Source organism: Novosphingobium sp. BL-S-20 (genome assembly GCF_055521635.1).
Genome location: NZ_CM145494.1, coordinates 2,736,265 through 2,761,863, shown reverse-complemented (window position 1 = coordinate 2,761,863; position 25,599 = coordinate 2,736,265). Strand labels below are relative to the sequence as shown.

General features: G+C 67.4%; 22 protein-coding genes, 1 tRNA gene and 2 riboswitches. Of the genes, 17 read left to right on the top strand and 6 right to left on the bottom strand.

The window, feature by feature from the left end; all coding sequences use genetic code 11:
• The first annotated feature begins 68 nt into the window (after positions 1-68).
• Positions 69-602: a J domain-containing protein gene (locus tag ACZ1II_RS20560; protein ID WP_147219546.1), complete on the top strand. Its 534-nt coding sequence runs from the start codon at positions 69-71 to the stop codon at positions 600-602.
• Positions 603-726: 124 nt separating this feature from the next.
• Here the strand turns inward: ACZ1II_RS20560 and infC are convergent, their stop codons facing one another.
• Complete coding sequence (gene infC / locus ACZ1II_RS20555; RefSeq protein WP_147219547.1) at positions 727-1,248, bottom strand: translation initiation factor IF-3; 522 nt, start codon at positions 1,246-1,248, stop codon at positions 727-729.
• Between the two features lie 163 nt (positions 1,249-1,411).
• Positions 1,412-2,116 carry a ligase-associated DNA damage response endonuclease PdeM gene (pdeM, locus tag ACZ1II_RS20550; RefSeq protein WP_465145429.1) on the bottom strand — a complete coding sequence of 235 codons (705 nt, stop codon included), beginning with the start codon at positions 2,114-2,116 and terminating at the stop codon, positions 1,412-1,414.
• Positions 2,117-2,175: 59 nt separating this feature from the next.
• On the opposite strand from pdeM, the gene hemF reads away from it, so the two are divergent.
• Complete coding sequence (gene hemF / locus ACZ1II_RS20545) at positions 2,176-3,042, top strand: oxygen-dependent coproporphyrinogen oxidase (RefSeq protein ID WP_465145428.1); 867 nt, start codon at positions 2,176-2,178, stop codon at positions 3,040-3,042.
• A gap of 238 nt (positions 3,043-3,280) precedes the next feature.
• Positions 3,281-5,377, top strand: coding sequence for a RelA/SpoT family protein (locus ACZ1II_RS20540; protein ID WP_465145427.1), 2,097 nt, complete (start codon positions 3,281-3,283; stop codon positions 5,375-5,377).
• 10 nt (positions 5,378-5,387) lie between these two features.
• Here ACZ1II_RS20540 and ACZ1II_RS20535 read toward each other — a convergent pair whose 3' ends face one another.
• A complete protein-coding gene (locus tag ACZ1II_RS20535) occupies positions 5,388-5,735 on the bottom strand; it encodes a DUF1905 domain-containing protein (RefSeq protein WP_465145426.1) in 348 nt (115 codons plus the stop codon).
• A complete protein-coding gene (locus ACZ1II_RS20530) occupies positions 5,732-6,790 on the bottom strand; it encodes a peptidylprolyl isomerase (protein ID WP_465145425.1) in 1,059 nt (352 codons plus the stop codon). The genes ACZ1II_RS20535 and ACZ1II_RS20530 overlap by 4 nt, the downstream gene beginning before the upstream one ends.
• A 78-nt stretch (positions 6,791-6,868) precedes the next feature.
• On the opposite strand from ACZ1II_RS20530, the gene ACZ1II_RS20525 reads away from it, so the two are divergent.
• From ACZ1II_RS20525 to paoC, 5 genes are all read left to right on the top strand, one after another.
• Positions 6,869-6,959 (top strand) — tRNA-Ser (locus ACZ1II_RS20525).
• 110 nt (positions 6,960-7,069) lie between these two features.
• Positions 7,070-8,866: a sensor domain-containing diguanylate cyclase gene (locus ACZ1II_RS20520; protein ID WP_465145424.1), complete on the top strand. Its 1,797-nt coding sequence runs from the start codon at positions 7,070-7,072 to the stop codon at positions 8,864-8,866.
• 130 nt (positions 8,867-8,996) lie between these two features.
• Positions 8,997-9,686 (top strand): aldehyde dehydrogenase iron-sulfur subunit PaoA, encoded by a 690-nt coding sequence (paoA, locus tag ACZ1II_RS20515; RefSeq protein ID WP_465145423.1) that lies wholly within the window; start codon positions 8,997-8,999, stop codon positions 9,684-9,686.
• Complete coding sequence (locus ACZ1II_RS20510) at positions 9,683-10,633, top strand: FAD binding domain-containing protein (protein ID WP_465145422.1); 951 nt, start codon at positions 9,683-9,685, stop codon at positions 10,631-10,633. The genes paoA and ACZ1II_RS20510 overlap by 4 nt, the downstream gene beginning before the upstream one ends.
• Positions 10,630-12,828, top strand: coding sequence for an aldehyde oxidoreductase molybdenum-binding subunit PaoC (gene paoC, locus ACZ1II_RS20505; protein WP_465145421.1), 2,199 nt, complete (start codon positions 10,630-10,632; stop codon positions 12,826-12,828). The genes ACZ1II_RS20510 and paoC overlap by 4 nt, the downstream gene beginning before the upstream one ends.
• Positions 12,829-12,952: 124 nt before the next feature.
• Here the strand turns inward: paoC and ACZ1II_RS20500 are convergent, their stop codons facing one another.
• The gene (locus ACZ1II_RS20500; RefSeq protein WP_465145420.1) at positions 12,953-14,287 is read right to left on the bottom strand and encodes a cobyrinate a,c-diamide synthase; all 1,335 of its coding nucleotides are present in this window, start codon (positions 14,285-14,287) and stop codon (positions 12,953-12,955) included.
• A 140-nt stretch (positions 14,288-14,427) separates the two neighbouring features.
• Positions 14,428-14,633: riboswitch (cobalamin riboswitch) on the bottom strand.
• A 68-nt stretch (positions 14,634-14,701) separates the two neighbouring features.
• A riboswitch (cobalamin riboswitch) is annotated at positions 14,702-14,893 on the top strand.
• Between the two features lie 222 nt (positions 14,894-15,115).
• Here ACZ1II_RS20500 and ACZ1II_RS20495 point away from each other — a divergent pair.
• Genes ACZ1II_RS20495 through cobU form a run of 9 tightly spaced genes read left to right on the top strand, consistent with a single transcriptional unit; the run spans position 15,116 to position 23,552 of the window.
• Positions 15,116-16,996, top strand: a complete 1,881-nt coding sequence (locus ACZ1II_RS20495) for a TonB-dependent receptor plug domain-containing protein (protein ID WP_465147351.1) — start codon at positions 15,116-15,118, stop codon at positions 16,994-16,996.
• Positions 16,996-17,403, top strand: coding sequence for a DUF1636 domain-containing protein (locus ACZ1II_RS20490; protein ID WP_465145419.1), 408 nt, complete (start codon positions 16,996-16,998; stop codon positions 17,401-17,403). Before ACZ1II_RS20495 ends, ACZ1II_RS20490 begins: the two co-directional genes overlap by 1 nt.
• Positions 17,400-18,416, top strand: a complete 1,017-nt coding sequence (gene cobT / locus ACZ1II_RS20485; RefSeq protein WP_465145418.1) for a nicotinate-nucleotide--dimethylbenzimidazole phosphoribosyltransferase — start codon at positions 17,400-17,402, stop codon at positions 18,414-18,416. The genes ACZ1II_RS20490 and cobT overlap by 4 nt, the downstream gene beginning before the upstream one ends.
• Positions 18,413-18,994 (top strand): histidine phosphatase family protein, encoded by a 582-nt coding sequence (locus tag ACZ1II_RS20480; RefSeq protein ID WP_465145417.1) that lies wholly within the window; start codon positions 18,413-18,415, stop codon positions 18,992-18,994. Before cobT ends, ACZ1II_RS20480 begins: the two co-directional genes overlap by 4 nt.
• Positions 18,991-19,704 (top strand): adenosylcobinamide-GDP ribazoletransferase, encoded by a 714-nt coding sequence (gene cobS / locus ACZ1II_RS20475; protein ID WP_465145416.1) that lies wholly within the window; start codon positions 18,991-18,993, stop codon positions 19,702-19,704. The genes ACZ1II_RS20480 and cobS overlap by 4 nt, the downstream gene beginning before the upstream one ends.
• Positions 19,701-20,672: a threonine-phosphate decarboxylase gene (locus ACZ1II_RS20470; RefSeq protein ID WP_465145415.1), complete on the top strand. Its 972-nt coding sequence runs from the start codon at positions 19,701-19,703 to the stop codon at positions 20,670-20,672. The genes cobS and ACZ1II_RS20470 overlap by 4 nt, the downstream gene beginning before the upstream one ends.
• Positions 20,669-21,607, top strand: a complete 939-nt coding sequence (gene cbiB, locus ACZ1II_RS20465) for an adenosylcobinamide-phosphate synthase CbiB (protein ID WP_465145414.1) — start codon at positions 20,669-20,671, stop codon at positions 21,605-21,607. Before ACZ1II_RS20470 ends, cbiB begins: the two co-directional genes overlap by 4 nt.
• Positions 21,595-23,049, top strand: coding sequence for a cobyric acid synthase (locus ACZ1II_RS20460; RefSeq protein WP_465145413.1), 1,455 nt, complete (start codon positions 21,595-21,597; stop codon positions 23,047-23,049). Before cbiB ends, ACZ1II_RS20460 begins: the two co-directional genes overlap by 13 nt.
• Positions 23,046-23,552 (top strand): bifunctional adenosylcobinamide kinase/adenosylcobinamide-phosphate guanylyltransferase, encoded by a 507-nt coding sequence (cobU, locus tag ACZ1II_RS20455; protein WP_465145412.1) that lies wholly within the window; start codon positions 23,046-23,048, stop codon positions 23,550-23,552. Before ACZ1II_RS20460 ends, cobU begins: the two co-directional genes overlap by 4 nt.
• A gap of 62 nt (positions 23,553-23,614) precedes the next feature.
• Here cobU and ACZ1II_RS20450 read toward each other — a convergent pair whose 3' ends face one another.
• Positions 23,615-25,456, bottom strand: a complete 1,842-nt coding sequence (locus ACZ1II_RS20450; RefSeq protein ID WP_465145411.1) for a methyl-accepting chemotaxis protein — start codon at positions 25,454-25,456, stop codon at positions 23,615-23,617.
• Positions 25,457-25,599 lie beyond the last annotated feature (143 nt).

The window sequence follows — 25,599 nt, the reverse complement described above, 5'->3', positions numbered from 1 at the left end:
GCGAGCCGGGCCTTTTTGCATGGATCGGTGCTTGCATTGACTTTGGAAGGGCAGGTATCGCTCGCCGGATGAGTCGCGCAGGTCGATCGATGGATTGGGGTTTCCCGCGCTGGCGCAGCTACGGCAGCTCGCGCGAGGCTGCACAAGTGCGCCTGTGCGATCGGCACGGCTGCACCGAACCCGGCAATTGCCCCGCGCCCAAGAGTCCGAACAGCCCGGATCGCTGGTATTTCTGCCAGAAGCATGCCGCCGAATACAATGCGGGCTGGGACTATTTCGCGGGCCTCGATGCCGAGGAAGCCGCCCGGCGCGAAGCCGAGGAACGGACCGAGAGTTCGGGCTACAAGGAATCGGCGCACTACGGCTGGACCGGCTCCGGCGACGGCAGTCGCAGCCGCGACGAACTGCGGGCGTTGGAAGCGCTCGGCCTCGATCCGGATGCCAGTTTCGATGCCGTCCGCAAGGCCTGGCGCACCCGGGCCAAGGAAGTGCATCCGGACGTGAAGCCCAACGATCCCGAAGCGGCCAAGGCGTTCCAGACCTATCAGCTCGCCTACGAAGTCCTGCGCGCGGCGGAAGAACGCCGCGAGTGGAAGGGCTGAGCGAAGCTCTTTTCAGGGTCCTGTCGGAGATGCGGCCCGCCCAGCCTGCAAACAGGAAGACCTAAAAACAAAGGGCGCGCCTTGCGGCACGCCCTTTGTGTTAGTCAGCTACTGAGTCCGTCGCTTACTTGGGCGACAGGACCATCAGCATCTGGCGGCCTTCCATGCGCGGATAGGCTTCGATCTTGGCAATGTCGGCCACGTCTTCCTGCACGCGGCGGAGCAGGTTCATGCCCAGCTGCTGGTGCGAGAGTTCACGACCGCGGAAGCGCAGCGTCACCTTCACCTTGTCACCGTCACCGATGAAACGAACCACGTTACGCATCTTGGTGTCGTAGTCGTGGTCGTCGATGTTCGGACGCATCTTGATCTCCTTGATCTCCTGCGTCTTCTGGGTCTTGCGCGCGGCATTGGCCTTTTTCTGGGCCTCGTACCGGTACTTGCCTACATCGAGGAACTTGCACACCGGCGGATCCGCGTTCGGCGAGACTTCAACCAGGTCGAGGCCGACTTCGGCCGCCTGCTCGATAGCCTGACGCGTGTACATGACGCCGATATTCTCGCCGTCCTGATCGATCACGCGGACCTTGTCCGACTGGATCATATTATTGTAGCGCGGTCCGCTCTTGACCGGTGGCGTCATCATACGCCGTGGTGGGGGTGCTATAAGCGTTCTCCTGAATCGTTGCTGTCGCTAGGCGAGTGGGGGCGTCATTAATGCGAATCGCCTCCGCACGCAAAGCACGATTTCGCGTAAATTCTACAGGACGCCCCGACCATATGAAATGGTCGTGACTGTATATAGGTAATCAGGCCGCGGATCGCCAGAGGGGGTAGCGCAGCAACTGGTCCTTTGCGGCCAGCAGGGCGTCGATCTGGCTGGCCGGTTGCAGGGCCTTGAGGATCGCCGGATCGGCTGCATCCATGCCGCCGGTAAGGGCGCCGAAAGCGGGCAGGATCAGGCGATTTCCGCTGTGCACCACGCAGGGCCGGGCAATCCGGCGGCCACGCGCATGGACGATCAGGCGCGGATGGAAATGGCCGGAAAGCTCAGGCTCCGTGGTACCGGGCCGCGCCTCGTGGCGCAGGGCGATACCGTCCACCACGATCTCCTCGACCCGCGTACCACCCGCCTCGCTGCCGAGATGCGGATCGTGGTTGCCGGTGATCCACACCCAGTCGAGCGCGCGGGTGAGGGCGCCGAGCATCCCGGCGGCATGGGGTTCGAGCCGCTCGGTGCCCTTGCTGTCATGGAAGTTGTCGCCCAGTGCGAAGACCCGCCGTGCCCCCGTCTGCCGCACGGCGAGGGCCAGGCGTTCCAGCGTCTCGCGGCTGTCGTAGGGCGGCAGCATCTGCCCGCCCCGCGCATAGAAGCTGGCCTTTTCGAGGTGGAGGTCCGCCACCAGCAGCGCCTGCTCGCGCGGCCAGTAGAGCGCGGCCCCACGCCCGTTCGCGGTGCCGTCCGGAGAGGGGACGAGCTGCAACTCCTGCGCGCAGAACGAAAAGGGACCCATGGCTTTTCCTTGCCGCAGGCCGTGCGATTTGGCAAGCGCCCGGCGGAAAAGGAAACGTAATGACCGACTGGACTGCCCATACTGCCCGCGCCCGCGACTGGTTCGAGACGCTGCGGGACCGCATCTGCGCCGAATTCGAGGCGATCGAGCGGGAGGCAGGCTCGTCGGCGGCCTTCGAATATACACCCTGGACGCGCGCGGCGGTCGAGGGCGGCGCGGAAGGCGAGACTGGCGGCGGGACGCGCGGGCTGATGAAGGGCAAGGTCTTCGAGAAAGTCGGCGTCAACGTTTCCACCGTAGTCGGTTCGCTGTCGAAGGACTTTGCGGGTTCGATCAACGGCGCTTCGGCCGAGCAGAACGCCTTTTCGGCGACCGGAATCAGCCTCGTCGCGCATATGGCGAACCCGCATGTGCCCGCCGTGCACATGAACACCCGGTTCCTCACGACGACCAAGGCCTGGTTCGGCGGCGGTGCCGATCTCAACCCGCCGATCCCCTACGACGAGGACACCGCCGCATTCCACGCCGAACTCAAGGCCGCCTGCGATGCCCATGGCGCCGACTATTACGAGCGCTACAAGGCCTGGGCGGACGACTATTTCTACATTCCCCACCGCAAGGTCCATCGCGGTGTCGGCGGCATTTTCTACGACCACCTCGAATGCGCCGACGAAGCGGCCTGGGAGGCGAACTTCGCCTATACGCAGGCCGTGGGCGAGGCGTTCCTGGCGGTGTTCCCCCGGCTCGTGCGGGGGCGGATGGGCATGGCGTTCACCCCCGAGGACAAGGCCCGCCAGCTCGAATGGCGGGGCCGTTATGCGGAATTCAACCTCGTCTATGACCGCGGCACGCTGTTCGGCCTCAAGACCGGCGGCAATATCGATGCGATCCTGATGAGCCTGCCGCCCGAGGCGACCTGGTCCTGAGCCGCCGCGCTATCGGGTGTACACGCTGCGAATCGGTCGCAAGCCGCCTGATCGGTCGAGCCGCATTGCAGCGCTTCTTCGTGCAGCGGCGCAGACCGGCGAGCCGTGCCTGAAAGCGCCCGAACAATCGATTTCCACTGCTATCGGTGGTGCGGATGTCACAGTTTCGTTGCATAATCTGCATGTCGAGACTCGGCCTCTTGCCGCGCCGCGAAAAATCCTGACATGAAGCCTGGGAATGCTGCGCCAATACGAACTTGTCGAACGCGTTAAGGAATACGCGCCCCAGGCCGATGAGGCCCTGCTCAACCGTGCCTACGTCTATACCGTACAGAAGCACGGCACCCAGAAGCGGGCCTCAGGCGACCCCTATTTCAGCCATCCGGTCGAAGTCGCGGGTCTGATGACCGAGCTGAAGCTCGACCAGCAGACCATCATCACCGCGCTGCTCCACGATACCGTGGAAGACACGCTGGCGACGATCGACGAGATCGAGAAGCTGTTCGGCCCCGACGTCGCGCGTCTGGTGGACGGCGTCACCAAGCTCTCCAAGATCGAGGTGATGACCGAGAACGAGCGCGCGGCGGAAAACTTGCGCAAGTTCCTGCTGGCCATGAGCGAGGACTTGCGCGTCCTGCTCGTGAAGCTGGCGGACCGCCTGCACAACATGCGCACCCTCCATTACATCAAGAAGGAGGACAAGCGCCGCCGCATCGCTCGCGAGACCATGGATATCTACGCGCCGCTGGCCGAGCGCGTGGGCATGTACGAATATATGCGCGAGATGCAGATGCTCGCCTTCGAGCAGCTGGAACCCGAAGGCTATGCCACGATCACCGGCCGCCTCGCTCAGATTCGCAGCGAGGAAGGCGGGCAGGTCGATGCGATCGCGCTCTCGATCAAGCAGGCGCTGGCCGAGGCCGGTCTCAACGTCGAGGTCTCGGGCCGCGAGAAGCACCCCTATTCGATCTGGCGCAAGATGGCCGAGCGCCATGTGACCTTCGAGCAGATCACCGACATCATGGCCTTCCGCGTCCTCACCGACAACGTGGAGGAATGCTACCAGGCGCTCGGTGTGCTGCATCAGGCGTGGCAGATGATTCCCGGGCGCTTCAAGGACTATATCTCGACGCCCAAGTCCAACGGCTACCAGTCGCTGCACACGGCGCTGATCTTCGAACGCTCGATGCGCATGGAAGTGCAGATCCGCACGCGCGAGATGCACCGCACCAACGAATTCGGCCTTGCCGCGCACTGGGCCTACAAGCAGGGCGGCGGCGCCCGTCCCGATGGGCAGGTCGGCTGGCTGCGCGACCTGATCGAAATCGTCGATGCCAGCCACGACGCCGAGGAACTCCTCGAAAACACCAAGATGGCGATCTACCAGGACCGCATCTTCGCCTTCACCCCCAAGGGCGCGCTGTTCCAGCTGCCCAAGGGCTCGACCGCGGTGGACTTCGCCTATGCGGTCCACACCAATCTTGGCAACGCCACGGTCGGCGTGAAGATCAATGGCCGCCACATGCCGCTGCGCACCCAGCTCGCCAACGGCGATGTGGTGGAGATCATCAAGAGCCCGACTTCCGAGCCGCAGCTGTCCTGGCTGGGCTTCGTCGTCACCGGCAAGGCGCGCGCCTCGATCCGCCGCGCGGTGCGGGCCAAGGAGCGGCAGGAAGTGGCCGAGATCGGCGCCAAGCTGCTCGACGAGATCGTCGGCCGCCTGCCGGGCCGGATCGGCAAGAAGGCGATCGACGGCGCCATCCAGCGCCTCGACATGCGCGACGAGGAAGACCTGATGTTCGCCATCGGCTCGGCGCGGCTCACCGATCGTCAGGTGATGGAAGCGCTGGTGCCCGGCAGCACCGCCGAACTCCCCGACGATGGCGACTGGGCGCATGCCGAGCGGGCGATCTCGATTCGCGGGTTGACGCCGGGCGTCGGCTTCGAGCTGGGCGAATGCTGCCACCCGGTCCCCGGCGACCGCATCGTCGGCATCCGGCGCCCCGACCACAAGGTGGAAGTCCACGCGATCGACTGCTTCACCCTGGCCAACGGCGCCGATGTCGACTGGCTCGACTTGTCTTGGGGCGAGCGTACGACCGGCGCGGTCGGCCGCCTCAGCCTCGTGCTCTACAACCGGCCGGGCACCCTGGCGGAAGTGACGCAGATCCTCGCCTCCAACCGCGCGAACGTCACCAACCTGCAAATGGTCCACCGCGACGAGCCTTTCGGCACTTACGAGGTCGATCTGGAAGTCAACGACCTCGCGCACCTCACCCGCATCGTCAGCGCCCTGCGCGCCAGTGAGGCGGTTGCGGAAGCGGCACGCATCTGACCCGGTGAGGTCAGTATTCCAGGCTGACCTCCACCTCGTCGCTTTCCGTCAGCCTTTCGGCGCGGCGGACGGCGGCCTTTACCGGCAGCAGCCAGACCTGCTGCACCTCTCCGTCATCGGACCTGCTCGGAAATACCGAGGTCGCAAAGGCGCTGTCGCCGATCCGCGCCTTGACCTTGAGCGAGCCGAACCCGCGCGCGCTGCCTTCCAGCTTGCGCATTAACGCTGTGCCGGAGAGCGCCTCGCCCGCTGCGCCGTCGATGGTGAGGAAATGCCAGGTCCCGCTGCCCGAGCCGCCCGTCCAGCGCCAGAGACGGCCGGTGTGGGACAAGGTCTCGCTGCCGACTTCGCCGTTCACTTGACCTCCCGGATCGGCACCGGGACGTTGCAGACATCGACGCCGCCGGCCGGGTGAATGTAGAAATCGTCCTGCCGGTTGGCGCGCTTGTCCACGTAGGCGGCGAAGCTGCGGCTCTCGGTGGAAAGGTACTCGTAAGTGGGCAGTCCGGACACTTCGTTGCCCATGCGGATCGAACGGATCGCCGTGCGCTCCCCCGGCGTTTTGTAGAAGCCGATATCCCCGGTGCCGCGCGGCAGGGCGGAGAGGTTCTCGATCCCCGCAATCACGCGCCCGACGATCGCCACGTTACGGTCAAGCTGGCGCGGGGCATGGCCGATCACCGCATAGAGTTCGGCGCCGGTGCCGGTATCGGGCGAATTGTTCCGGCCTACGCCAACGTAGCCGTAGCAGTGGGTCGGCCAGAGGAGCTGCCCTTCTCGCGCCGGAAAGACGCTCTGGCTATCACCATTTTGTTTTCCGGCATTCGGTTCTCGATCGCCCATGGCGACAGGCCAGCCGTCGAGGATCATCGTGTTACCGGCATAGGCATCCTTGCCCCAGAAGACCGGCTTGGCGAGCTTGTTGCTTCCATCTGCAAGCACGAGATCGACCTGAGCGCTGCGCTCGTCGCCGCTCTTTTCCATATGAACTGTGAGGCTCTTTACCCCGGCTGCGTAGCTGCTTTCGCTGATTACCGTCAGCTCCTTGGGCAGCGGCTTGGCCTTCTTCGGATTTTCCCCCTCGGGATCGCCCCATTGCGCGACGTAATTGTCCTGAACCCGCACCACCGCAATCCCGTCATACCAGCGCGCGGCGACGAGCTTGCGGATATTCCCGACCCAGCCTTGCGAGAACGGCGCGGGGATCAACTGGATCACCACCCTCCGCGCCTTGCCCGCGGCATCGGGAGCGAGGTCCATCACCAGAAGATCGGACGGCGCGATCCGCTTCCAGTCCCCGACAGGCGCGGCGGCGACGATATCGTTCGGCGTGCGCGGCACAGGCGTGTCCTTGGCGAGCACGGGAGCGGTCAAAAGGGCGGAAACCACGAGGGCGGAAAAGAAATTTCGCATCGAGTGCGTGATGGCACGTCGAGACGGCTTGCGAAACCCTTCAACGCAGGCTAGGGCGCCCGCCTTACCAGTGCATGCGGAGCGGTGGCCGAGTGGTCGAAGGCGCTCGCCTGGAAAGTGAGTATACGTCAAAAGCGTATCGAGGGTTCGAATCCCTCCCGCTCCGCCAAGCCCTGTCCGGGCAAAAGTTGCCCCGTTGTCCCGCATCGACGCACCGAAATTTCGCATCGCGATGGATATTATGTCGAAATCGGGCGAGCAGACCGCTATTCCGGGCATGTGGGTAGCAGTAATCTTGGTCGGACGATTCTAGCGGCGGCACTGGCGGGCGGTCTCTATTTTGCTCTGGCCGTCATCGCACTTCAGTTGACGCGCGGGGCCGACGGCATCGCTACCGTCTGGCCGGCCAGCGGGGTGGCCGTGGCGGCGCTTCTGCTGGCGCAGCCGGGTCAGCGGCGATGGGTCGTGCTGGCTTTGGCCCTTGCCAGCTTTCTGGCCAATCTCGTTTTCAGCGGTCGGTCGGGCCTTGCGCTCGGGCTGACGTTCGCCAATGTGCTGGAGGCGCTGATCGCCTTCGGGGTCATGCGCGACATTCAGCGCCGCAACGATTCGTTCTTCCACATTTCCGCGATCCTGCGCTTCTGTCTCGCCGCGATCTTCGCTTCGGTGACGAGTGCGACCGTCGCCAGTCTCATCGCCGGAGACAATTTCGGCCACATGTTCCTGTCCTGGCTGACGACAGTAGCGCTAGGCATCCTGATCGTCGTGCCGCTCATCATGAACTTCGTGCACCCCGGCACGAGCGGCCCCGCCAGGGGCGCCGGGCATTTCGGGCTGACGGCGCTGATCCTGGTGCTGGTGGCGGCAACGACTGCCGTGGTCTTCGCGCAATCGACGTATCCGCTGCTGTTCCTGCCGCTGCTGAGCGTGCTTTTCGCGACCTACTTCCTCGGCGCCACTGGCGCGACGTGCAGCATCCTGACCATCGCCGCGATCGGCTCGGTGGCGATCTGGCAGGGGCAGGGATCGATCAGCCTGACGGACGGCGGCACCCGGGTGGAAGTGCTGTTCTTCCAGTTCTATCTCTTCACCCTCTTGGTCTCTGCGCTTCCGCTGGCGGCGCTCATCGCCATGCGCGATCGCAGTTTCGCCGAAGTGGAGCGCGGCAAGCGCTGGCTTGAGATGTCCGAGGGCATCGCCAAAGTCGGGCACTGGCGGCTCGAACTGGCGGAACAGCGGCTGTTCTGGTCGGGCGAGGTGTTCCGCATTCACGGTCTCGAACCCGGCCCGCTGCCGTCGCTGGATATGGCGGTGAACTTCTACCACCCGGAGGATCGGTCGCTGGTGGAAGGTACTCTGGCGCAGAGCCTGGAAACGCTCAGCCCCATCGATTTCGAGGCGCGCATCGTCCGTGCGGACGGCGAAATCCGCTATGTCTACAGCCGCAGCGAAGTGGAGCTGCGCGAGGATGGCAAGCCGGGCGCGATCTTCGGCATCTTTCAGGACGTGACCAGCCGCGTGCTTGCCGCGATGGAACTTGCCAGCGCCCGGACGCTGGCGGAAGCCCGCGCGGACGAGGCGATCCATCTGGCCGAAACCGATGCGCTGACCGAGATCGCCAATCGCCGCAAGGTCATGGCCTGTCTCGATGCCGAGATCGCTCAGGGCTCCGTTATGGGCGGGCCGCTTTCGATCGCGGTTCTGGATATCGACCGTTTCAAGCTGATCAACGACCGTTTCGGCCATGCCGTCGGCGACCGGGTGATCCGCCGCGTGGCGCAAGTCTGCGCGCTGGCGATCCGCGGGACGGATATCGTCGGTCGCATCGGCGGGGAGGAGTTCCTGATCGTCCTGCCGTCGACCGAGGCGGAAATGGCTTTCGCCGTGGCCGAGCGCGTGCGCCGCGCCGTCGAAGCCATCGATTGGCAGCCGCTCGACCTCCCGCAAGTGACAGTCAGCATCGGTCTGGCGTCGTGCCTGGGGAACGCGGACTGCGAGGAACTGATGCTGCGTGCGGATCGCGCGCTCTATCAGGCCAAGCACGACGGCCGGAATCTGCTTCGCCAGACAGGCTGATACCGGGATCGATCCATCATGAGCTGCGTTCATGACGGTATGCGATTCAGCGCAGTGACGTTTCGCTCACCAATGCGTTATTGTGCCTGATGGACGGCCAACCGTCCCAATGGTGCGAAAAGGACGGGCAATGAACGAAACGTCGAGCGAAGCCTCGCTAGAGACGGGGCATTTCGAGGTATCCAGGCGTGCGGTTCTGGCGGGCGGCGTAGCCAGCGTCGGCATTTCCGCCATCCCGTCCGTCGCGGAAGGAGCGGCACCCATGGCACAGCAGCCCCCGACGATGGCGGTTTCATTCAAGGTTAACGGCAAGGCGCAGGCACTGATGCTCGATACGCGCACGACGCTACTGGATGCGCTGCGCGATCATGTCGGCCTGATGGGCACCAAGAAGGGCTGCGACCACGGCCAGTGCGGGGCCTGCACGGTGCTGGTGAACGGCACGCGCATCAATTCCTGCCTCAGCCTTGCGGTGATGCACGAAGGCGATGCGGTGACGACGATCGAAGGTCTCGGCACGCCGGAAGAACTGCACCCGATGCAGGCGGCTTTCGTCAAGCATGACGGCTTCCAGTGCGGCTATTGCACGCCGGGGCAGATCTGCTCGGCGGTGGCGGTGCTGGACGAGATCAAGGCGGGCATTCCCAGTCACGTCCAGGACGACATCGGCGGCGCGCCGGAGATGACCGTGCTGGAAATGCGCGAGCGAATGAGCGGCAATCTCTGCCGCTGCGGCGCCTACTCGAACATCGCGGAGGCCATGGCGGAAGTCGCCGGTGTCCGGATCGCGGAAACCCATGATGCGGAGGTTCGGGCATGAAGGCCTTCACCTACGAGCGCGCGAAGACTGCGGCTGCGGCTGCCGCTGCCGTCGCCGCGAACAAGGGCGCCAAGTTCATCGCTGGCGGCACCAACCTGCTTGACCTGATGAAGCTGGAGATCGAGACGCCGACGCATCTGGTCGACGTGCAGGACCTCGGGCTGGACCGGATCGAGGCGACGAAGGAGGGCGGCCTGCGCATCGGCACGCTCGTAAGCAATACCGCGCTGGCGGCGGACTCCCGGGTGCGCAAGGACTATGGCGTGCTGACCCGCGCCATTGTTGCGGGCGCCTCGGGGCAATTGCGCAACAAGGCGACGACCGGCGGCAACCTGCTCCAGCGCACCCGCTGCCCCTATTTCTACGACACCAACCAGGCCTGCAACAAGCGGAAGCCCGGCTCCGGTTGCGCCGCGATCGGCGGGTTCAGCCGCCCGCTCGGGGTGATCGGCACCAGCGATGCCTGTATCGCCACCCATCCCAGCGACATGGCGATCGCCCTGCGCGTGCTGGATGCCGCGGTCGAGACCGTCGATGCTGCAGGCAAGACCCGCAGCGTGCCGATCGGCGCGTTCCACCGTCTGCCGGGGGATACTCCGCATCTGGAGAACGTGCTCCAGCCCGGCGAACTGATTACTGCCGTGACCCTGCCGAAGCCCCTGGGCGGACGGCATTTCTACCACAAGGTTCGCGACCGGGCCTCCTATGCCTTCGCGCTCGTTTCGGTGGCCGCGGTGCTGAACGAGGACGGCAGCGGGAGGGTGGCTTTCGGCGGCGTCGCACCGAAGCCATGGCGGGTCGAGGCAGCGGATGCGCAGCTTCGGAACGGCGCCGGGGCGGCGGTGAAGACGGCTTTCGCCGAAGCGCGGCCCACGCATGAAAACGCCTTCAAAGTGACGCTGGCCGAACGCACGCTGGCGGCGCTTATCGCGGAGAACCGGGCATGAAGTTCGACACGCCTGCGGGCACCAATCCCATCGACGCGATGAAGGTCATCGGCCAGGCGGTCGACCGCGTGGACGGCAAGCTCAAGACCACCGGACAGGCGCCCTATGCCTACGAGCATGGCGAGGTTCCGGCCAAGCCCGCCTTCGGCTATGTGATCGGCGCCGGGATCGCCAAGGGGCGCATCGCCTCCTTCAATGCCGAGGAAGCGCGGCGGATGCCGGGGGTCCTGGCGATCGTCTCGGCCGAGAACGCGCAGCCGCTCGGCAAGGGCAACATGAACACCGCCAAACTGCTCGGCGGGCCGAACGTCGATCACTATCACCAGGCGCTCGCCGTGGTGGTTGCGGAGAGCTTCGAGCAGGCGCGCAGCGCCGCCAATGCGGTGCGGATCACGTATGACCGCGCACAGGGGCGGTTCGATCTCGCGAAGGAGAAGCCGGGCGCGCAGCCGCTCACCGGCAACGATGCCGATACGCATACGGGCGACTTCGCAGGCGCTTTCGCTGCCGCGCCGGTGCAGGTGGATCAGACTTACACCACGCCCGACCAGAACCACGCGATGATGGAGCCTTTCGCCACGATCGCTTGGTGGGAGGGGGACGCCCTGTCGGTCTGGACCTCGAACCAGATGATCGCCTGGAACAAGCGCGAACTGGCGACGACTTTCCAGATGCCGCCGGAGAAAGTCCACGTCCGCTCGCCCTTCATCGGCGGCGGGTTCGGGGGCAAGCTGTTCCTGCGCGCCGATGCGGTGATGGCGGCGCTGGGGGCCAAGGCTTGCGGCAGGCCGGTCAAGATCGCGATGCCGCGCCCGCTCATGCTCAACAATGCGACGCACCGTCCGGCGACGATCCAGCGCATTCGCCTCGGCGCAACGAAGGACGGCAGGCTCACTGCGATCGGTCATGAAAGCTGGTCGGGCGACTTGCCCGGCGGCGGCCCGGAAGGCGCGACGCAGCAGACCAAGCTGCTCTATGCCGGTGCCAACCGCCTGACTGCCCTGCGGCTGGCCGAACTCGACCTGCCCGAAGCCAATGCCATGCGCGCACCGGGCGAGGCGCCGGGGCTGATGGCGCTGGAGATCGCCATCGACGAAATGGCCGAGAAGCTGGCGATGGACCCGGTGAAGTTCCGCGTGCTCAACGACACGCAGGTCGATCCCGAGCATCCGGAGCGCCCGTTCTCGCAGCGCAATCTGGTGCGCTGCCTGGAAGACGGAGCCGCGCGGTTCGGCTGGAACCGGCGCAGCGCAAGGCCCGCGCAAGTGCGCGAGGGGCGCTGGCTGATCGGCATGGGCGTCGCGGCGGCGTTCCGCAACAATATCAACATGACATCGGCGGCGCGGGTGCGGCTGGCGGGTGACGGCATGGTCACGGTCGAGACCGACATGACCGATATCGGCACCGGCTCCTACACGATCATCGCCCAGACGGCGGCGGAGATGATGGGCCTGCCGGTTGAGAAAGTGCGGGTGAAGCTGGGCGATTCGTCGTTCCCGGCCTCTGCAGGCTCCGGCGGGCAATGGGGTGCCAATAGCGCGACCTCGGGCGTCTACGCAGCCTGCGCCAAGCTGCGCGACATGGCAGCCCAGCGCCTCGGCATGGACCCGGCGAGCGTGCAGTTCGTCGACGGCGAGGTCCGCGCGGGCAACCGTTCGGCGGCATTGGCCGAAGCGGCGAAGTCCGGTGAACTCGTCGCCGAAGAGACGATGCAATGGGGCGATCTCGGCAAGAAGTTCCAGCAATCGACGTTCGGCGCGCATTTCGTCGAGGCGGCGGTGGATTCCTATACCGGCGAGACGCGGGTGCGGCGCATGCTGGCGGTCTGCGCCGCCGGGCGTATCCTCAACCCCAAGACGGCGCGCAGCCAGGTGATCGGGGCGATGACGATGGGCGTCGGCGGCGCGCTGATGGAGGAACTGGCGGTCGACAAGCGCTTTGGTTTCTTCGTCAACCACGACCTTGCCGGGTATGAAGTGCCGGTCCATGCCGACATTCCGCATCAGGAAGTGGTGTTCCTCGACGAGGCGGACGACAAGGTCTCGCCGATGAAAGCCAAGGGCGTGGGCGAACTCGGCCTCTGCGGCGTGGGTGCGGCGGTGGCCAATGCGGTTTACAATGCCACCGGCGTGCGCGTGCGCGACTATCCGATCACGCTCGACAAGTACCTGGCGAAGCTGCCAGCGATCGCCTGATAAAGGATCGCTTGACCAAACCTCCCCGTCGTCCCCGCGAAGGCGGGGACCCTGCTTTCTTCCTGCGCCGCGGACAAGATAGCGGGACCCCCGCCTTCGCGGGGGCGACGGGTTGCTCAGTGGGTTATTGGGCGGCTTGCTCAGCCGTTCCGGGCTGACCCAGCAAGTCCGCAATCAGCTCCGGCGCAGACGGGAAGTATAGGTGCATGTAGCTCGCCGTGAGCGGGCCTTGCCGGAAGATCCGCTCGCCCCTGCGCCCGTCCGGCGTCCGGGCGAGTGCGATGGGTTCGAGGGCGGTCTCCAGCCGCGAATAGTGGAAGGTGTGGCCGCGCACGGCATGGCCTTCCAGTTCCGCTTCCTGCATGCCAAGCGCGACCAGGCGCTTCTGCATGGTCGCGCTTGCAGGGAGCAGGCCCAGCATCGGCGCGGCACTGCCTGCCGTATCCGTCAGTCGCTCGCAGGTGTAGAGCATGCCGCCGCACTCCGCGAGAATCGGGCGCCCGGCCAGGAAGTGCTCCCGGATCGCTTCGATCATCGCGCGATTTGACGAGAGTGCGCAAAGGTGAAGCTCGGGATAGCCGCCCGGCAGCCACAGCGCATCGCAGTCCGGCAAGGCGCTATCGCGAAGGGGCGAGAAGAACGAGAGCTGTGCGCCGGCTTGTTCGAGAAAGTCGAGATTGGCCCGGTAGATGAAGCCGAAAGCCTCGTCGCGGGCGATGGCGATGCGCCTGCCTGCCAGTGCGGCGGGCATGGGCGCGGCAGGACGGGGCGCCGGGAAGGACACCGGCTCGGGCAGCCAGAGCGCGCTTTCGGGGAGCAAGTCGGCGGCGCGGTCGATCCGGGCTTCGATATCCGCGACTTCGCCAGCCTGCACGAGGCCGAGGTGGCGTTCGGGAAGGCCCATGTCCTCTTCGCGCCGCATCGCGCCGAGCCATTGCACGCCGTCCGTCTTGCCGGTGGTCAGGCCCCGCTCCAGCAGTTCGGCATGGCGCTCGCTGCCGACGCGGTTGGCGAGCACCGCGGCCAGGGTCACGTCGTCCCGGTAGGTGGCGAGGCCGTGGACGAGCGCGCCGAAGGTCTGTGCCATCGAGGACCCGTCCATCACCGCCATGACCGGCAGGCCGAAGTGCCGGGCAAGGTCGGCGGAGGAGGGAGTGCCGTCGAACAGGCCCATGACTCCCTCGATCAGGATCAGGTCCGCTTCCTGCGCCGCCTCGTGCAGCAGGGCGCGGCACTGGTCCTCACCGCACATGAACAGGTCGAGTTGATGGACCGGCGCGCCGCTGGCCACTTCGTGCACCATCGGATCGAGGAAGTCCGGCCCGCACTTGAATATCCGCACTCGCCGTCCTTCCCGGACATGGCGGCGGGCGAGGGCGGCGGTGACGAGGGTCTTGCCCTGTCCCGACGATGGCGCGGTGACGAGCAGGGCAGGGCAGCCGGCCATCGGGCCGGTCATGAATATCGCCCGGACGGGCAGGCAAGGCAGCGGCGCATCTTCATTCCCCCTTCGGCGCAAACGCACGCATGTCGTCACGCGAAGGGGGCTTCCCCCCACGGGAAGCGGCCCTCGTTCGCCCGGTACATCCCGCCCGCGCGAAGGATCGACGGCGAAGGGCCGGTTTCCTGACTTGCCGGCTCTTCGCGCCTTCCGCCGCCTTCTCGAAGCCGAACGGCTCCAATGGCATGGTGGCGGGGCGCATCCCCGGTGACAGTTGCGGGAGCAGTGCCGGTCGCCGCGGCTATCCCCGCAGTCCGGACTTCCCGATTAAGCCCTGGCGGGCACCCTTTGCGGCGGTGGGACTATGGCACTTCGCCGGCCTGCGCAAGCACCGGGCCTGCCCCCTACTTGCACGGGCCACCCCGGCGGGATAAGGCCACGCCTGCGACAGGTTCCCCGCGAGGGGATCAAAAGGGAACGCGGGTTCAAGGCCCGGGCTGCCCCTGCAACTGTAAGCGGCGAGCCGTTCGGCCATTTCGCCATTGGGGGTGCAAGCTCCCGAGAAGGCGGCTGAACCGGCACTGACCCGTGAGCCAGGAGACCTGCCTGCCGCAGTCGTTCTTCGACCGGACAGGGTGAGCCGGGCGAACGGGGCCATACCTCGCCGAGCGACAGCCACTGCCGTGCCGTCTCGCGGTGCGAAAGGGCCTGTCGTCGCCTGCCGCGATCACATGTCCTTTGCCTGCACGTCGGTCCGGCCGGGTTCGATGCTCGCCTGAAGGACATGCCGTGAACTGCCGAATTTCCGCCGCCAGCACTCTCGCTCTCGCGCTGGCTTTCTCCCCGATGGCCGCACAGGCCGAGGAGGCCGATGCCTCCGAGGAACATGACCGCATCGTCGTCAGCGCGCTGCGCACTCCGGTCGCCGCCGATCGCGTGGCCGACAGCGTCACCGTGCTCGACGACGCGCAGATCGTCGCCGCCCAGCCGATCGCACTGACCGACATTCTCCTGCGCACGCCGGGCATCAGCCTGTCGCGCAACGGCGGCTACGGCACCACCACCTCGCTGCGCATTCGTGGTGCCGACGCCGGGCAGACGGTCATGGTGATCGACGGCATGCGCCTGTCCGATGCGTCCTCCACTGCGGGCGGCTACGGTTTTGCGAACTTCTTCGTCGACGATGCCGAGCGGATCGAGATTCTGCGCGGGCCGCAGTCGATCCTCTGGGGCAGCGATGCCATCGGCGGCGTCGGCAACGTGCGCACCCGCCGCCCGGTCGAGCCGCTCGAAGGCAGCTTCGCGGTAGAGGCCGGGACCCACGACACCGTCTCTGCCCGCGCCGGGGTGGGCGGCACATCCGAGGCGATCGACTGGCGCCTCGCCGCCTCGCGCTTCACCACGGACGGCATCTCGGCCCGCTCCAACGGCAGCGAGGACGACGGCTACCGGCGCAGTTCCGCCAGCGGCACCCTGACCTTGCGCGTCGCGCCTGGCGTCTCGCTGGACTTGCGCGGCTACTGGTCGGATTCGAAGAACGAATTCGACGGCATCGCAGGGGATTCGCTTGCCTATGGCCGGACTAGGGAATGGTCGGGCTATGCCGGTCTCAATTTCGCGCTGCTGGACGGCAGGCTGGCGAACCGCGTGGCCGTGCTCCAGACCGAGACCGACCGCGAGAACTACGACCCCGCCCGGTCCCTCCGCCAGCTCACGTTCGATGCCCATGGCCGCGTGCGCCGCTTCGAATATCAGGGGACCTACACCGTCTCGGACGCGGTGCAGGCGGTATTCGGTGCCGAACGCGAGGAACAGCGGATGACCACTGCCTCTCCTGCCAACAGCACCGTGCCCTACCTGCTGACGCCGGAACGGGCGGATACCGACAGCGTCTACGGCGAACTCCGGTTGACGCCGCTGGCGGGCCTGACCATGAACGGCGGCGCGCGCTACGATCACCAGTCGCGCTTCGGCGGCAATACGGTGTTCAGCGCGGGTGCGGTCTATACGCCCAATGCCGGCGCCACCGTGCTGCGCGCCAGCTATGACGAGGGCTTCAAGGCGCCGTCGCTCTACCAGCTGTTCAGCCTCTACGGCGTGAGCGACCTCAAGCCCGAGAAGGCCAGGGGCTGGGAACTTGGCGCGGAACAGGGCTTCGGCGAAGTGCTGCGGCTTTCCGCGACATGGTTCGAGCGCGATACCGACAACCTGATCGACTTCGCCTATTGCCCGACCAGCGGCGTGCTGCCCGACGTCTGCACCGTCCCCGGCAGCACGACTACGCGCTTCGGTTACTACGCCAACGTCAAGGCCAGCCATGCGCGCGGGCTGGAACTGACGGCTTCGGCCCGGTGGGGCATCCTCTTCGCCGAGGGCAACTATAGCTGGATCGAGGCCGAGGACCGCACTTCGGGCAGCAGCACTTACGGCCGCCAGCTTCAACGGGTGCCGCGCCATCTGGCCAATGCCGAGGCAGGGCTGGACCTGCCGCAGGGCCTGCGGGCCAGCATCGCCGCGCGCTATTCGGGCGAGAGTTATAACGCCGCGACCGGCACCGCGACGCTGGACGATGCCTGGCTGGTGGATTTGCGCGCGCAGTGGCAGGTCAGGGAAGGCCTGATTCTTCAAGGACGTATCGAAAACGTGGGCGACGAGAAATACGAGACCGTGAGCGGCTACGGCACGCTTGGCCGCACCGTCTATCTGGGCCTGAGGAGCCGGTTCTGATGCTGCATCCCGTCGAACCCGGCCCTTCCGTGGTGGTGTGCAACACCTGCCGACACTCCGCCGAAGTGCGCGAGGACGAGAACGGCCAGCGCGGCGGCGCGGCGCTGGCAGAGGCCATGCGCGCGGTGCAGGCGGCTGATCCCGCGCTTCAGGGCGTGGCGGTCCAGGAGATGCCCTGTCTCTTCGCCTGCCAGCGCCAATGCACCGTGGCGATCCGGGCGCCGGGCAAGCTCGGCTATGTGCTCGGCGACTTCACGCCGGATGAAGAAGCCGCCCGTGCGATCCTCGAATATGCTTCGCGCCATGCCGCCAGCGAGCACGGGCAGGTGCCCTACCGCGAATGGCCGCAGGGCGTGAAAGGCCATTTCATCACGCGCACCCCGCCCGAAGGCTACATCGGCACATGATCCGTTTCGAGAACCGCGCCGCCTTCGCCGCCGCGCTCGCCGACTTGCCCGAACCCGATGGTGCTTCGCTGGACGCCGCGCGTGCGCGTCAGGCGGTGCTCACCAAGCCGCTCGGCTCGCTCGGGCGGCTGGAGGAGATCGCGGTGTTCATGGCGGGCTGGCAGGGCCGCGAGCGGCCCCGCGCCGACCGCATTCGTGCGGTGATCTTCGCAGGCAACCACGGTGTCGCCGCGCGCGGGGTCAGTGCCTATCCGCCGGAAGTCACCGTGCAGATGGTCGCCAATTTCGAGGCGGGCGGCGCGGCGATCAATGCGCTGACGGCGGCTTGCGGTGCGCAGCTGGCGGTCGTCCCGCTCGACCTCGACCGCCCGACCGGGGACATCACCCGCGAACCGGCGATGAGCGAGGCGGAGTGTCTGACCGCGCTCAATGCCGGGGCGGCGGCGGTCAAGGCGGATAGCGACCTGTTCTTCGTGGGCGAGATGGGCATCGGCAATACGACCCCCGCTGCCGCGCTGGCCGCGCAAATCTTCGGCGGGGATGCCGGGGAATGGGTGGGGCGGGGCACCGGCCTCGACGATGCGGGCCTTGCGCGCAAGGCCGAGGCGTTGGCGGCGGCCCTCGCGCTGCACGGGGCCGATTGCACCGATGCCTTCGAGACCCTGCGCCGTCTCGGCGGGCGCGAGATCGCGGCCATGGCAGGGGCGGTGCTGGCGGCGCGGCACTTGCGGGTGCCGGTGCTGCTCGACGGGTTCATCGCCTGCGCGGCCCTGGCGCCGCTGCTCGCGGACAACGCCGCCTTCCTCGGCCACTGCCTTGCCGCGCATTGCTCGGCGGAGGCGGGGCACGTGCGTCTGCTCGAACGCTTCGGGCTGGAGCCACTGCTGCACCTCGGCATGCGGCTGGGCGAAGGGTCGGGCGCGGCGGTGGCGGCGCAGATCGTGCGCTCGGCGCTGGCCGCGCATGACGGCATGGCGACGTTCGCCGAGGCTGCGGTCGCAGGGGCCGCATGAGCGGCGTCCTCGTCCACTTGATGCGCCACGGCGCGCCGGTGAAGCCGGGGCTGCTGCTCGGCCACCGCGACGATCCTTCGACGCCTGCCGGGGTGGCCCACTGCGTGACGCGGGCGGCGGGCCTGACGTTCGAGCGGGTGGTCTCCTCCGACCTGCAAAGGTCGAGCATCCCCGCCGCGCAGATCGCGGCCTTGCGCGGACGGCGGCATGACCTCGATCCGCGCTGGCGCGAAATCGACTTCGGAGGATGGGACGGCCTCGCCCCGCAGCAACTCGATCCAGCGGTGCAGGCGCGGTTCTGGGACGATCCCGAGGCCCACGCCCCGCCCGGCGGCGAGCGCTGGTCGCAGCTCTGCACCCGCGTCGGCGAGGCGCTTTCGCAGATCGACCGCGCCAGCCTGATCCTCACTCATGGCGGCGCCATGCGTGCGGCACTTTCGGTGCTGTTCGGCTTCGATCACCGGCAAGTCTGGGCCTTCGAACTGCCCTATGGTGCGCTGGTCAGCCTGCGCCTCTGGCCCGGCGAGGGCCTGCCCGCCGCGCAGATTCTCACGCTCGACAGCGGCAAGACGACATGAGGCGGCTCGTCCTCGCGCTCCAGTTCCTGACGCGCCTGCCGCTTCCGGCCGTGCGGGCCGATGCCGAGGACTTTGCCAAGTCGATGCGCTGGTTTCCGCTGGCCGGACTGGCCGTGGGCGGCGCCGTGGCCGGAGCCTCGTGGCTGGGAAGCCGTCTCGGCGATCCTTGGCTCGCGGCGCTGCTGGGGCTGGCAGCCTGGATCGGAATGACCGGCGCGCTGCACCTCGACGGGCTGGGCGACGTGGCGGATGGTGCAGGCGCGGCGCACAAGGACCGCGCGCGGCTGTCGGCGGTCATGGCCGATCCGCATGTCGGGAGCTTCGCGGTCGTGGCGATCGTCCTGCAACTGATCGCGAAGCTGGTGCTGCTCCATGCCCTCGCGCCGGGAGCGGTCTGGGCCTTGCTGCTCGTAGCGCCGCTCGCGCGGATCGCGCCGCTGGCCTGGACGCTGGCGCTGCCGCCGCTGCACGAGGGGTTGGGCAGCCGGTTCCGCAGCGCGGTGACGTGGTGGCATATGGGCTTCTGGAGCGTGCTGGCGGCGATCCTCGGCCTGCTCGTCGCACCGCCGTTGCTGGCGTTGTTTCTTGCCGTTCCGGTTTGGGGCTACTGGTTAAGGCGCCGGATCGGCGGCATCTCGGGCGACGGCCACGGCGCCGGGATCGAGGTCGTCGAGACCCTGCTGCTGCTGGCGCTGGTGACGATCCGATGAGCGGGGCCTTCGTCTTCCACGGCGGCCGCGTGAGCGAGGCGGCGCGGGCCTATGGCGGCGTGCCTGCGGAGTGGCTGGACCTGTCGACCGGCCTCAACCCCCGACCATGGCCGGGGACGCAGCCCACCGACTGGACCGCCTTGCCCGATCCCGATGCGCTTGCCCGCCTCGAAGCCGAGGCCGCGCGGCATTTCGGAGTGGCCCCTAGCCTGTGCTGCGCAGTGCCGGGCAGCGAGACCGCACTGCGCCTGCTCGCCAAGGCGCTCGACCTGCCGGGGAGGGCGCTGGTCCCCGCCTATCGCACCCACCGCGAGGCGTTCTTCCCCTCGCGCCCGGTGCAGTTCGGAGAGCAACCGAGGGCAAAGGAAGTCTTCGTCCTCGCCAATCCCAACAACCCCGACGGCGTGCTGCGCGCGCCCGAGGCGGTGATCGAATGGGCCGGGCGGATCGACGAAAGCGGCGGCTTCCTGATCGTCGACGAAGCCTTTGCCGACTGCCACCCCGAAGCCAGCGTCGCCCGCGCCGTCGCGCCGGGGTTCCGGATGATCGTCCTGCGTTCGTTCGGGAAGTTCTTCGGACTTGCGGGGCTGCGGCTGGGTTTCGTGCTGGGGCCGCCCGCACTCATGATGCTGCTGCGGCAGATGCTGGGCAGCTGGCCGGTCCACGCGGCGGCGCTCTCGCTGGGAACGGCGGCTTATGCCGACCAAGCATGGATTGCCCGGACGCGGGAGGAACTGCCCGCCCGCGCTGATGCGCTCGATGCCGTGTTGCGCCGCCACGGGCTTGAGCCGGAGGGCGAATGCCCGCTGTTCCGGCTCGTTACCGGCTGCGAGGGGCAGGCGCTGTTCGAGCGATTGGCATCCGCGCGCATCCTCGTGCGGCCCTTCGCCGAGCATCCGGGTTGGGTGCGGTTCGGGGTTCCTGCCGATGCCGATGCGCTGGCCCGTCTCGATGAGGCGCTTCGATGATCGATCCGGTCGCCTTTGCCGCCATGGCGCTGGAAGGCGCGCTCGGCTGGCCGGGGCGGCTCTACGGGCTGATCGGCCATCCGGTCGGGCTGTTTGCGAAAGTCATTTACAGCTGCGAGCGCAGGCTCAACCGCGCGGACTGGTCCGAGATGGCGCGGCGGCTCGCCGGTCTCGGCGCGATGCTGGGGCTGATCGCGGCGGTGCTGCTCGGCATGGGGCTGATGGTCTGGCTCGCGCGTGGCTGGACCGGGGAATGGGCATGGCTGCCGCTCGCGTTGCTGGCATGGCCTGCCCTTGCCGCGCGTAGCCTCGACGATCACGTGCGCCCGGTGCTTGAAGCGCTGGAAGCGGGCGATCTGGCCGAGGCGCGCCATGCCGTCGGCATGATCGTCGGCCGCGATACGGCGGGGCTGGACGAGGCGGGCGTCGTGCGCGCCGCCATCGAAAGTCTTGCCGAGAGCTTCTGCGACGGTGTGGCCGCACCGCTGTTCTGGCTGCTGCTCGGCGGTGTGCCGGGGGCATGGGCCTACAAGGCGATCAACACGGCGGACAGCCTGATCGGTCACCCTGAAGAACCGCTGCGCGCCTATGGCTGGGCAGCGGCGCGGATCGACGATCTGGCGAACCTGCTGCCCGCGCGGTTGGCGGGGCTGCTGCTCTGCGTCGCTGGATTTGGCGGCTGGCGGGTCATGCTGCGCGACCATGGCCGTCACGCTTCGCCCAATGCCGGTTGGCCCGAGGCGGCGATGGCGGGGGCGCTCGGTGTGCGGCTCGCCGGGCCGATCGTCTACGACGGAGTTCTTGCCCCCAAGCCGTGGATCGGGGAGGAGGGCCGCACGGCAGGCGCGGCGGACTTGCGGCGGGCGCTGGCGATCTATCGCCGGGCCTGCGTGCTGCTCGCCTTTATTGCATTAGGAGTCGCATGGCTGGTTTGATGTTGCAGGGGACCGGCTCGGATGTCGGCAAGTCCGTGCTGGTGGCGGGGCTGTGCCGCGCGTTTGCCAATCGCGGGCTGAAAGTCCTGCCGTTCAAGCCGCAGAACATGTCGAACAACGCTGCCGTCACCCCGGAAGGCGGCGAGATCGGCCGGGCGCAGGCGCTTCAGGCCCTCGCCGCGCGGGTGCCGCTTCATGTCGACATGAACCCGGTGCTGCTCAAGCCGCAGGCCGACCGGACGTCGCAGCTCGTGGTCCACGGGGAGGTACGCGGCACGCTCGGCAGCGCCAATTTCCGCGAGGCGCGCCGTACCCTGCTGCCCGAAGTCATGGTGAGCTATCGCCGTCTGGAGGCGCGCTGCGACCTCGTGGTGGTGGAAGGCGCGGGCTCTCCGGCGGAGATCAACTTGCGCGCCGGGGACATTGCCAACATGGGCTTCGCGCGTGAGGCGCAGGTGCCGGTGGTGCTGGTCGGCGACATCGACCGGGGCGGGGTGATCGCCGCCGTGGCGGGCACGCGGGCGGTGATCGATCCCGAGGACGCGGCGATGATCCGGGGCTTTCTCATCAACAAGTTCCGCGGCGATCCGGCGCTCTTCGCGGACGGCTATGCGGCGATCGAGCGGCTGTCCGGCTGGCGCGGCTATGGTGTCATGCCCTGGGCGCGTGCGGTCGGACGCCTGCCGAGTGAGGATGCGGTGGTGCTCGAACGCGGGCTGGGCGGCGGCACCGGCAAGCTGCTCGTCGCCTGCCCGGTCCTGCCGCGCATCGCCAATTTCGACGATCTCGACCCGCTGCGGCAGGAGTCCGGCGTGGAGGTGGCGATGATCCCGCCCGGCACGCCGATCCCCGCCGAGGCGGCGCTTGTCGTCTTGCCCGGCTCCAAGGCGACGATGGCCGATATGGCTTTTCTGCGCGCCGAGGGCTGGGACATCGACGTGCTCGCGCACCATCGGCGCGGCGGCATGATCCTCGGCATCTGCGGGGGGTATCAGATGTTGGGGCATTCGATCGCTGATCCGCTCGGCATCGAGGGACCGCCGGGCGAGATCGCCGGCCTGGGCCTGCTCGACGTGACGACGGTGCTCGGCGACCGCAAGGCCCTGCGCGAGGTTTCGGGCCGGGCGCTGGGTGCGCAGCTGACCGGCTACGAGATGCACATGGGCGTGACCGAGCGGGGGCTGGCGAAGCCCTTCGCGCTGCTTGGCGGTGAGCGTCCTGACGGGGCGATCGATGCTTCGGGCCGGATCATGGGTACTTATTGCCATGGCCTGCTGGCCTCGACGGGCCTGCGCGCCGAACTTATGGCGCGGCTTGGCGGAGAGAGCGACGGGCTGGACCATCACGCCGGGGTCGATGCCGCGCTCGACGAACTCGCTGCCGAGATGGAGCGGCATATCGACATCGACGGCCTGCTGGCCCTGACGGAGTACCGCGCATGACCTCTACCCTCGTGCTGGGCGGGGCCCGTTCCGGCAAGAGCCGCCATGCGCAGGCGCTGGCCGAAGGCCATCCGGGGCGGCTGGTCTATATCGCCACCGCGCAGGCGCTCGACGACGAGATGGAGGCGCGGATCGCCCGTCACCGTGAGGATCGCGGGCCGCGCTGGTCCACGCTGGAAGCGCCCGGCGACCTTGCTGGGGCGATCGAGCGCGCCGCGCACGAGGCTGACGCTGTGCTGGTCGATTGCCTGACGCTGTGGCTGTCCAACCTGATGCTGGCCGACGCGGTGCTGCAACCGCAGTTCGACGGGCTGTGCCGGGCGATCGCGGAGTGTCCCCGGCCGCTGGTGCTGGTCGCCAACGAAGTGGGGCTGGGGATCGTGCCCGACACGCCGCTGGGTCGGCGCTTCCGTGACGAGGCGGGACGCCTCAACCAGCAGGTCGCGGCGACGGTGGAGCACGCGGTGTTCGTGGCGGCGGGATTGCCGCTGATGCTGAAGTAGACGGACAAAGAAAAAGCCGCCCCGAGCAGGGCGGCTTTTCCGTTTGGCCTTGGCGGAAGGGCTTAGAAGTCCATCCAGTCGTCGGCGGTGGTGAGCGCCTTCATCGGCTTGCGGATCTGCACCGGCTCTGCCGCGGCCAGAGGCGTAGCGACGGGTACCGCGGCCGGACGTGCGACCGGGCGGGGTGCCGAACCGAAGCGGGCTTCGTTGCCGATCCGGAACATGGCCGCGCGGTCCGACAGCGAGGTCACTTCGCTGTTGAGATTGCGTGCTGCGGCCGAAGTTTCCTCGACCATCGCGGCATTCTGCTGGGTCGCCTGGTCCATCGTCCCGATCGTCGCGCTGATCTGGGTGATTGTCGAGGACTGGGCCTGGTTGTCGCTGGCGATGTCGCTGAGCAGGGTGTGCACTTCGGTCACGTCGCCCGAGATGTTCTGCAGGGCGCCATCGACGCGCTGCACGGCTTCCACGGCCGTGCCGATGTCGGTCTGGGTTGCGGTGAGCTGCTCGCGGGCGCGCTTGGCTTCCTCTTCCGAGCGCATGGCGAGCGCCGAGACGAGATCGGCCACGACCGCGAAGCCGCGACCGGCATCGCCTGCACGGCCTGCCTCGACGGCGGCGTTCATGGCCAGAACGCGGGTCTGGAAGGCGATCTTGTCGAGACCTTCGATCACCGAATCGATGCCCTTGGCGCTTTCGCTGACGCGGCCCATCGCCTGGACTGCCTCGTCGGCGATCTCGCGGCCGGAACCGACCACGGTCATCGCTCCGTCGGCGCGCTGCACGGTGCGACCGGCGGCGGCGGCGGTGGCGCGCAGGCGCCCGTCCATCTGGGTGATTGCAGCCGAAGTCTCTTCGAGGCTGGCGGCATTGCTTTCGGTGCGGCGGGCGAGATCTTCGGAGGCCTGGGCGATCTCGCTGGAGCCGGTGCGGATGGCGACGGCGCTTTCGGCCACCGCACCGATCAGTTCGCGCAGGGCGCCGACCGCCATGTTGAAGTTGTTCTTCAGTTCGCCGTAGGCCGGCGGGAACTCGGCGGTGATGTTCTGGGTGAGGTCGCCCTCGCTGATCGCCTGGAGGCTGGTGCGCAGGGTTGTGGTGACGACTTCCTGCTCGCTGGCATGGCGGGCATCGATTTCGGCGCGCGCTGCCGCGGCGACGCGGAACTGCTCGACGGCTTCGGCGATCTCGCCGATCTCGTCACCGCGCTCGCGGTAGGGAACCTCTTCGTGGCCGCCTTCGGCCAGCGAGGTGGTGATATGGGCGATGCGGCTCATCGGCGCGGCGACCGAGCGGTTGATGAGCAGCCAGATCAGCACGATCAGGCCCATCGTCGCCAGCGCAAGAACGACCGTGAGAGTCAGCGCGGTGCGGCTGGTGGCTTCACCGGCAGCGGCCGCTTCGTCCGAGCTAGCGCGTGCCTTGTCCATAAGCGCATTGGTCTGGTCGGTGACGGCGACCGAGGCGTTCTTGGCCTCGTTCTTGACCATCGCCATCATCGCATCGAAATTGCCGCTGTCGCGCAGTTGCAGCGTGCGGTCGTTGACGGTCTTGAGCGTCTCGAAATTCTTGCGCAGCAGGGCGACGTCGGAGGAAAGATCTGCCCCGGCGATCTGGGAGTAGGCCGTGATGGCGGCATCCATGCGCTGCTGGCTGGCCTTGTAGCGCTCGCGGAAGCTCGCCAGTTCCTGCGCATTGGCGGCGGCGTAATAGTTGAAGACCAGCAACCGCTGTTCCTTCGCCTCGCTGATGATGTCGGACAGCGCATTGGCGCCGGCGATACCGCGATTGACGTGGTCGTTGGAAATCGCGGTCAGCGAGGTGGTGGTGACATAGCCGTTGATGCCGACGGCGGCGATCATCAGGTTGATGATCGAGAAAGCCGCCCACAGCTTTTTCGGCAAGCTCCAGTTATTCAGAAAGTCGAACATTTGGAAAATTCCAGTTTCTGCTGGGGGCCGCCGGCGGCTCCCTTTTCCAGCTGTTGATGGACCGGACCCGCGGCGGAGCGACGCGAAGGGCGCCCCATGAGCCGGTAGCCGGTCGG

Bases quoted from the DNA above. Each gene is read 5' to 3' on its own strand.
- infC (WP_147219547.1), bottom strand. From the start codon at position 1,248: ATGATGACGCCACCGGTCAAGAGCGGACCGCGCTACAATAATATGATC.
- ACZ1II_RS20540 (WP_465145427.1), top strand. From the start codon at position 3,281: ATGCTGCGCCAATACGAACTTGTCGAACGCGTTAAGGAATACGCGCCC.
- hemF (WP_465145428.1), top strand. From the start codon at position 2,176: ATGACCGACTGGACTGCCCATACTGCCCGCGCCCGCGACTGGTTCGAG.
- ACZ1II_RS20500 (WP_465145420.1), bottom strand. From the start codon at position 14,287: ATGACCGGCCCGATGGCCGGCTGCCCTGCCCTGCTCGTCACCGCGCCA.
- cobT (WP_465145418.1), top strand. From the start codon at position 17,400: ATGATCCGTTTCGAGAACCGCGCCGCCTTCGCCGCCGCGCTCGCCGAC.
- ACZ1II_RS20480 (WP_465145417.1), top strand. From the start codon at position 18,413: ATGAGCGGCGTCCTCGTCCACTTGATGCGCCACGGCGCGCCGGTGAAG.
- ACZ1II_RS20530 (WP_465145425.1), bottom strand. From the start codon at position 6,790: ATGCGAAATTTCTTTTCCGCCCTCGTGGTTTCCGCCCTTTTGACCGCT.
- cobS (WP_465145416.1), top strand. From the start codon at position 18,991: ATGAGGCGGCTCGTCCTCGCGCTCCAGTTCCTGACGCGCCTGCCGCTT.
- cbiB (WP_465145414.1), top strand. From the start codon at position 20,669: ATGATCGATCCGGTCGCCTTTGCCGCCATGGCGCTGGAAGGCGCGCTC.
- ACZ1II_RS20470 (WP_465145415.1), top strand. From the start codon at position 19,701: ATGAGCGGGGCCTTCGTCTTCCACGGCGGCCGCGTGAGCGAGGCGGCG.
- ACZ1II_RS20495 (WP_465147351.1), top strand. From the start codon at position 15,116: ATGGCCGCACAGGCCGAGGAGGCCGATGCCTCCGAGGAACATGACCGC.
- cobU (WP_465145412.1), top strand. From the start codon at position 23,046: ATGACCTCTACCCTCGTGCTGGGCGGGGCCCGTTCCGGCAAGAGCCGC.
- ACZ1II_RS20560 (WP_147219546.1), top strand. From the start codon at position 69: ATGAGTCGCGCAGGTCGATCGATGGATTGGGGTTTCCCGCGCTGGCGC.
- ACZ1II_RS20490 (WP_465145419.1), top strand. From the start codon at position 16,996: ATGCTGCATCCCGTCGAACCCGGCCCTTCCGTGGTGGTGTGCAACACC.
- paoC (WP_465145421.1), top strand. From the start codon at position 10,630: ATGAAGTTCGACACGCCTGCGGGCACCAATCCCATCGACGCGATGAAG.
- ACZ1II_RS20510 (WP_465145422.1), top strand. From the start codon at position 9,683: ATGAAGGCCTTCACCTACGAGCGCGCGAAGACTGCGGCTGCGGCTGCC.
- pdeM (WP_465145429.1), bottom strand. From the start codon at position 2,116: ATGGGTCCCTTTTCGTTCTGCGCGCAGGAGTTGCAGCTCGTCCCCTCT.
- ACZ1II_RS20460 (WP_465145413.1), top strand. From the start codon at position 21,595: ATGGCTGGTTTGATGTTGCAGGGGACCGGCTCGGATGTCGGCAAGTCC.
- paoA (WP_465145423.1), top strand. From the start codon at position 8,997: ATGAACGAAACGTCGAGCGAAGCCTCGCTAGAGACGGGGCATTTCGAG.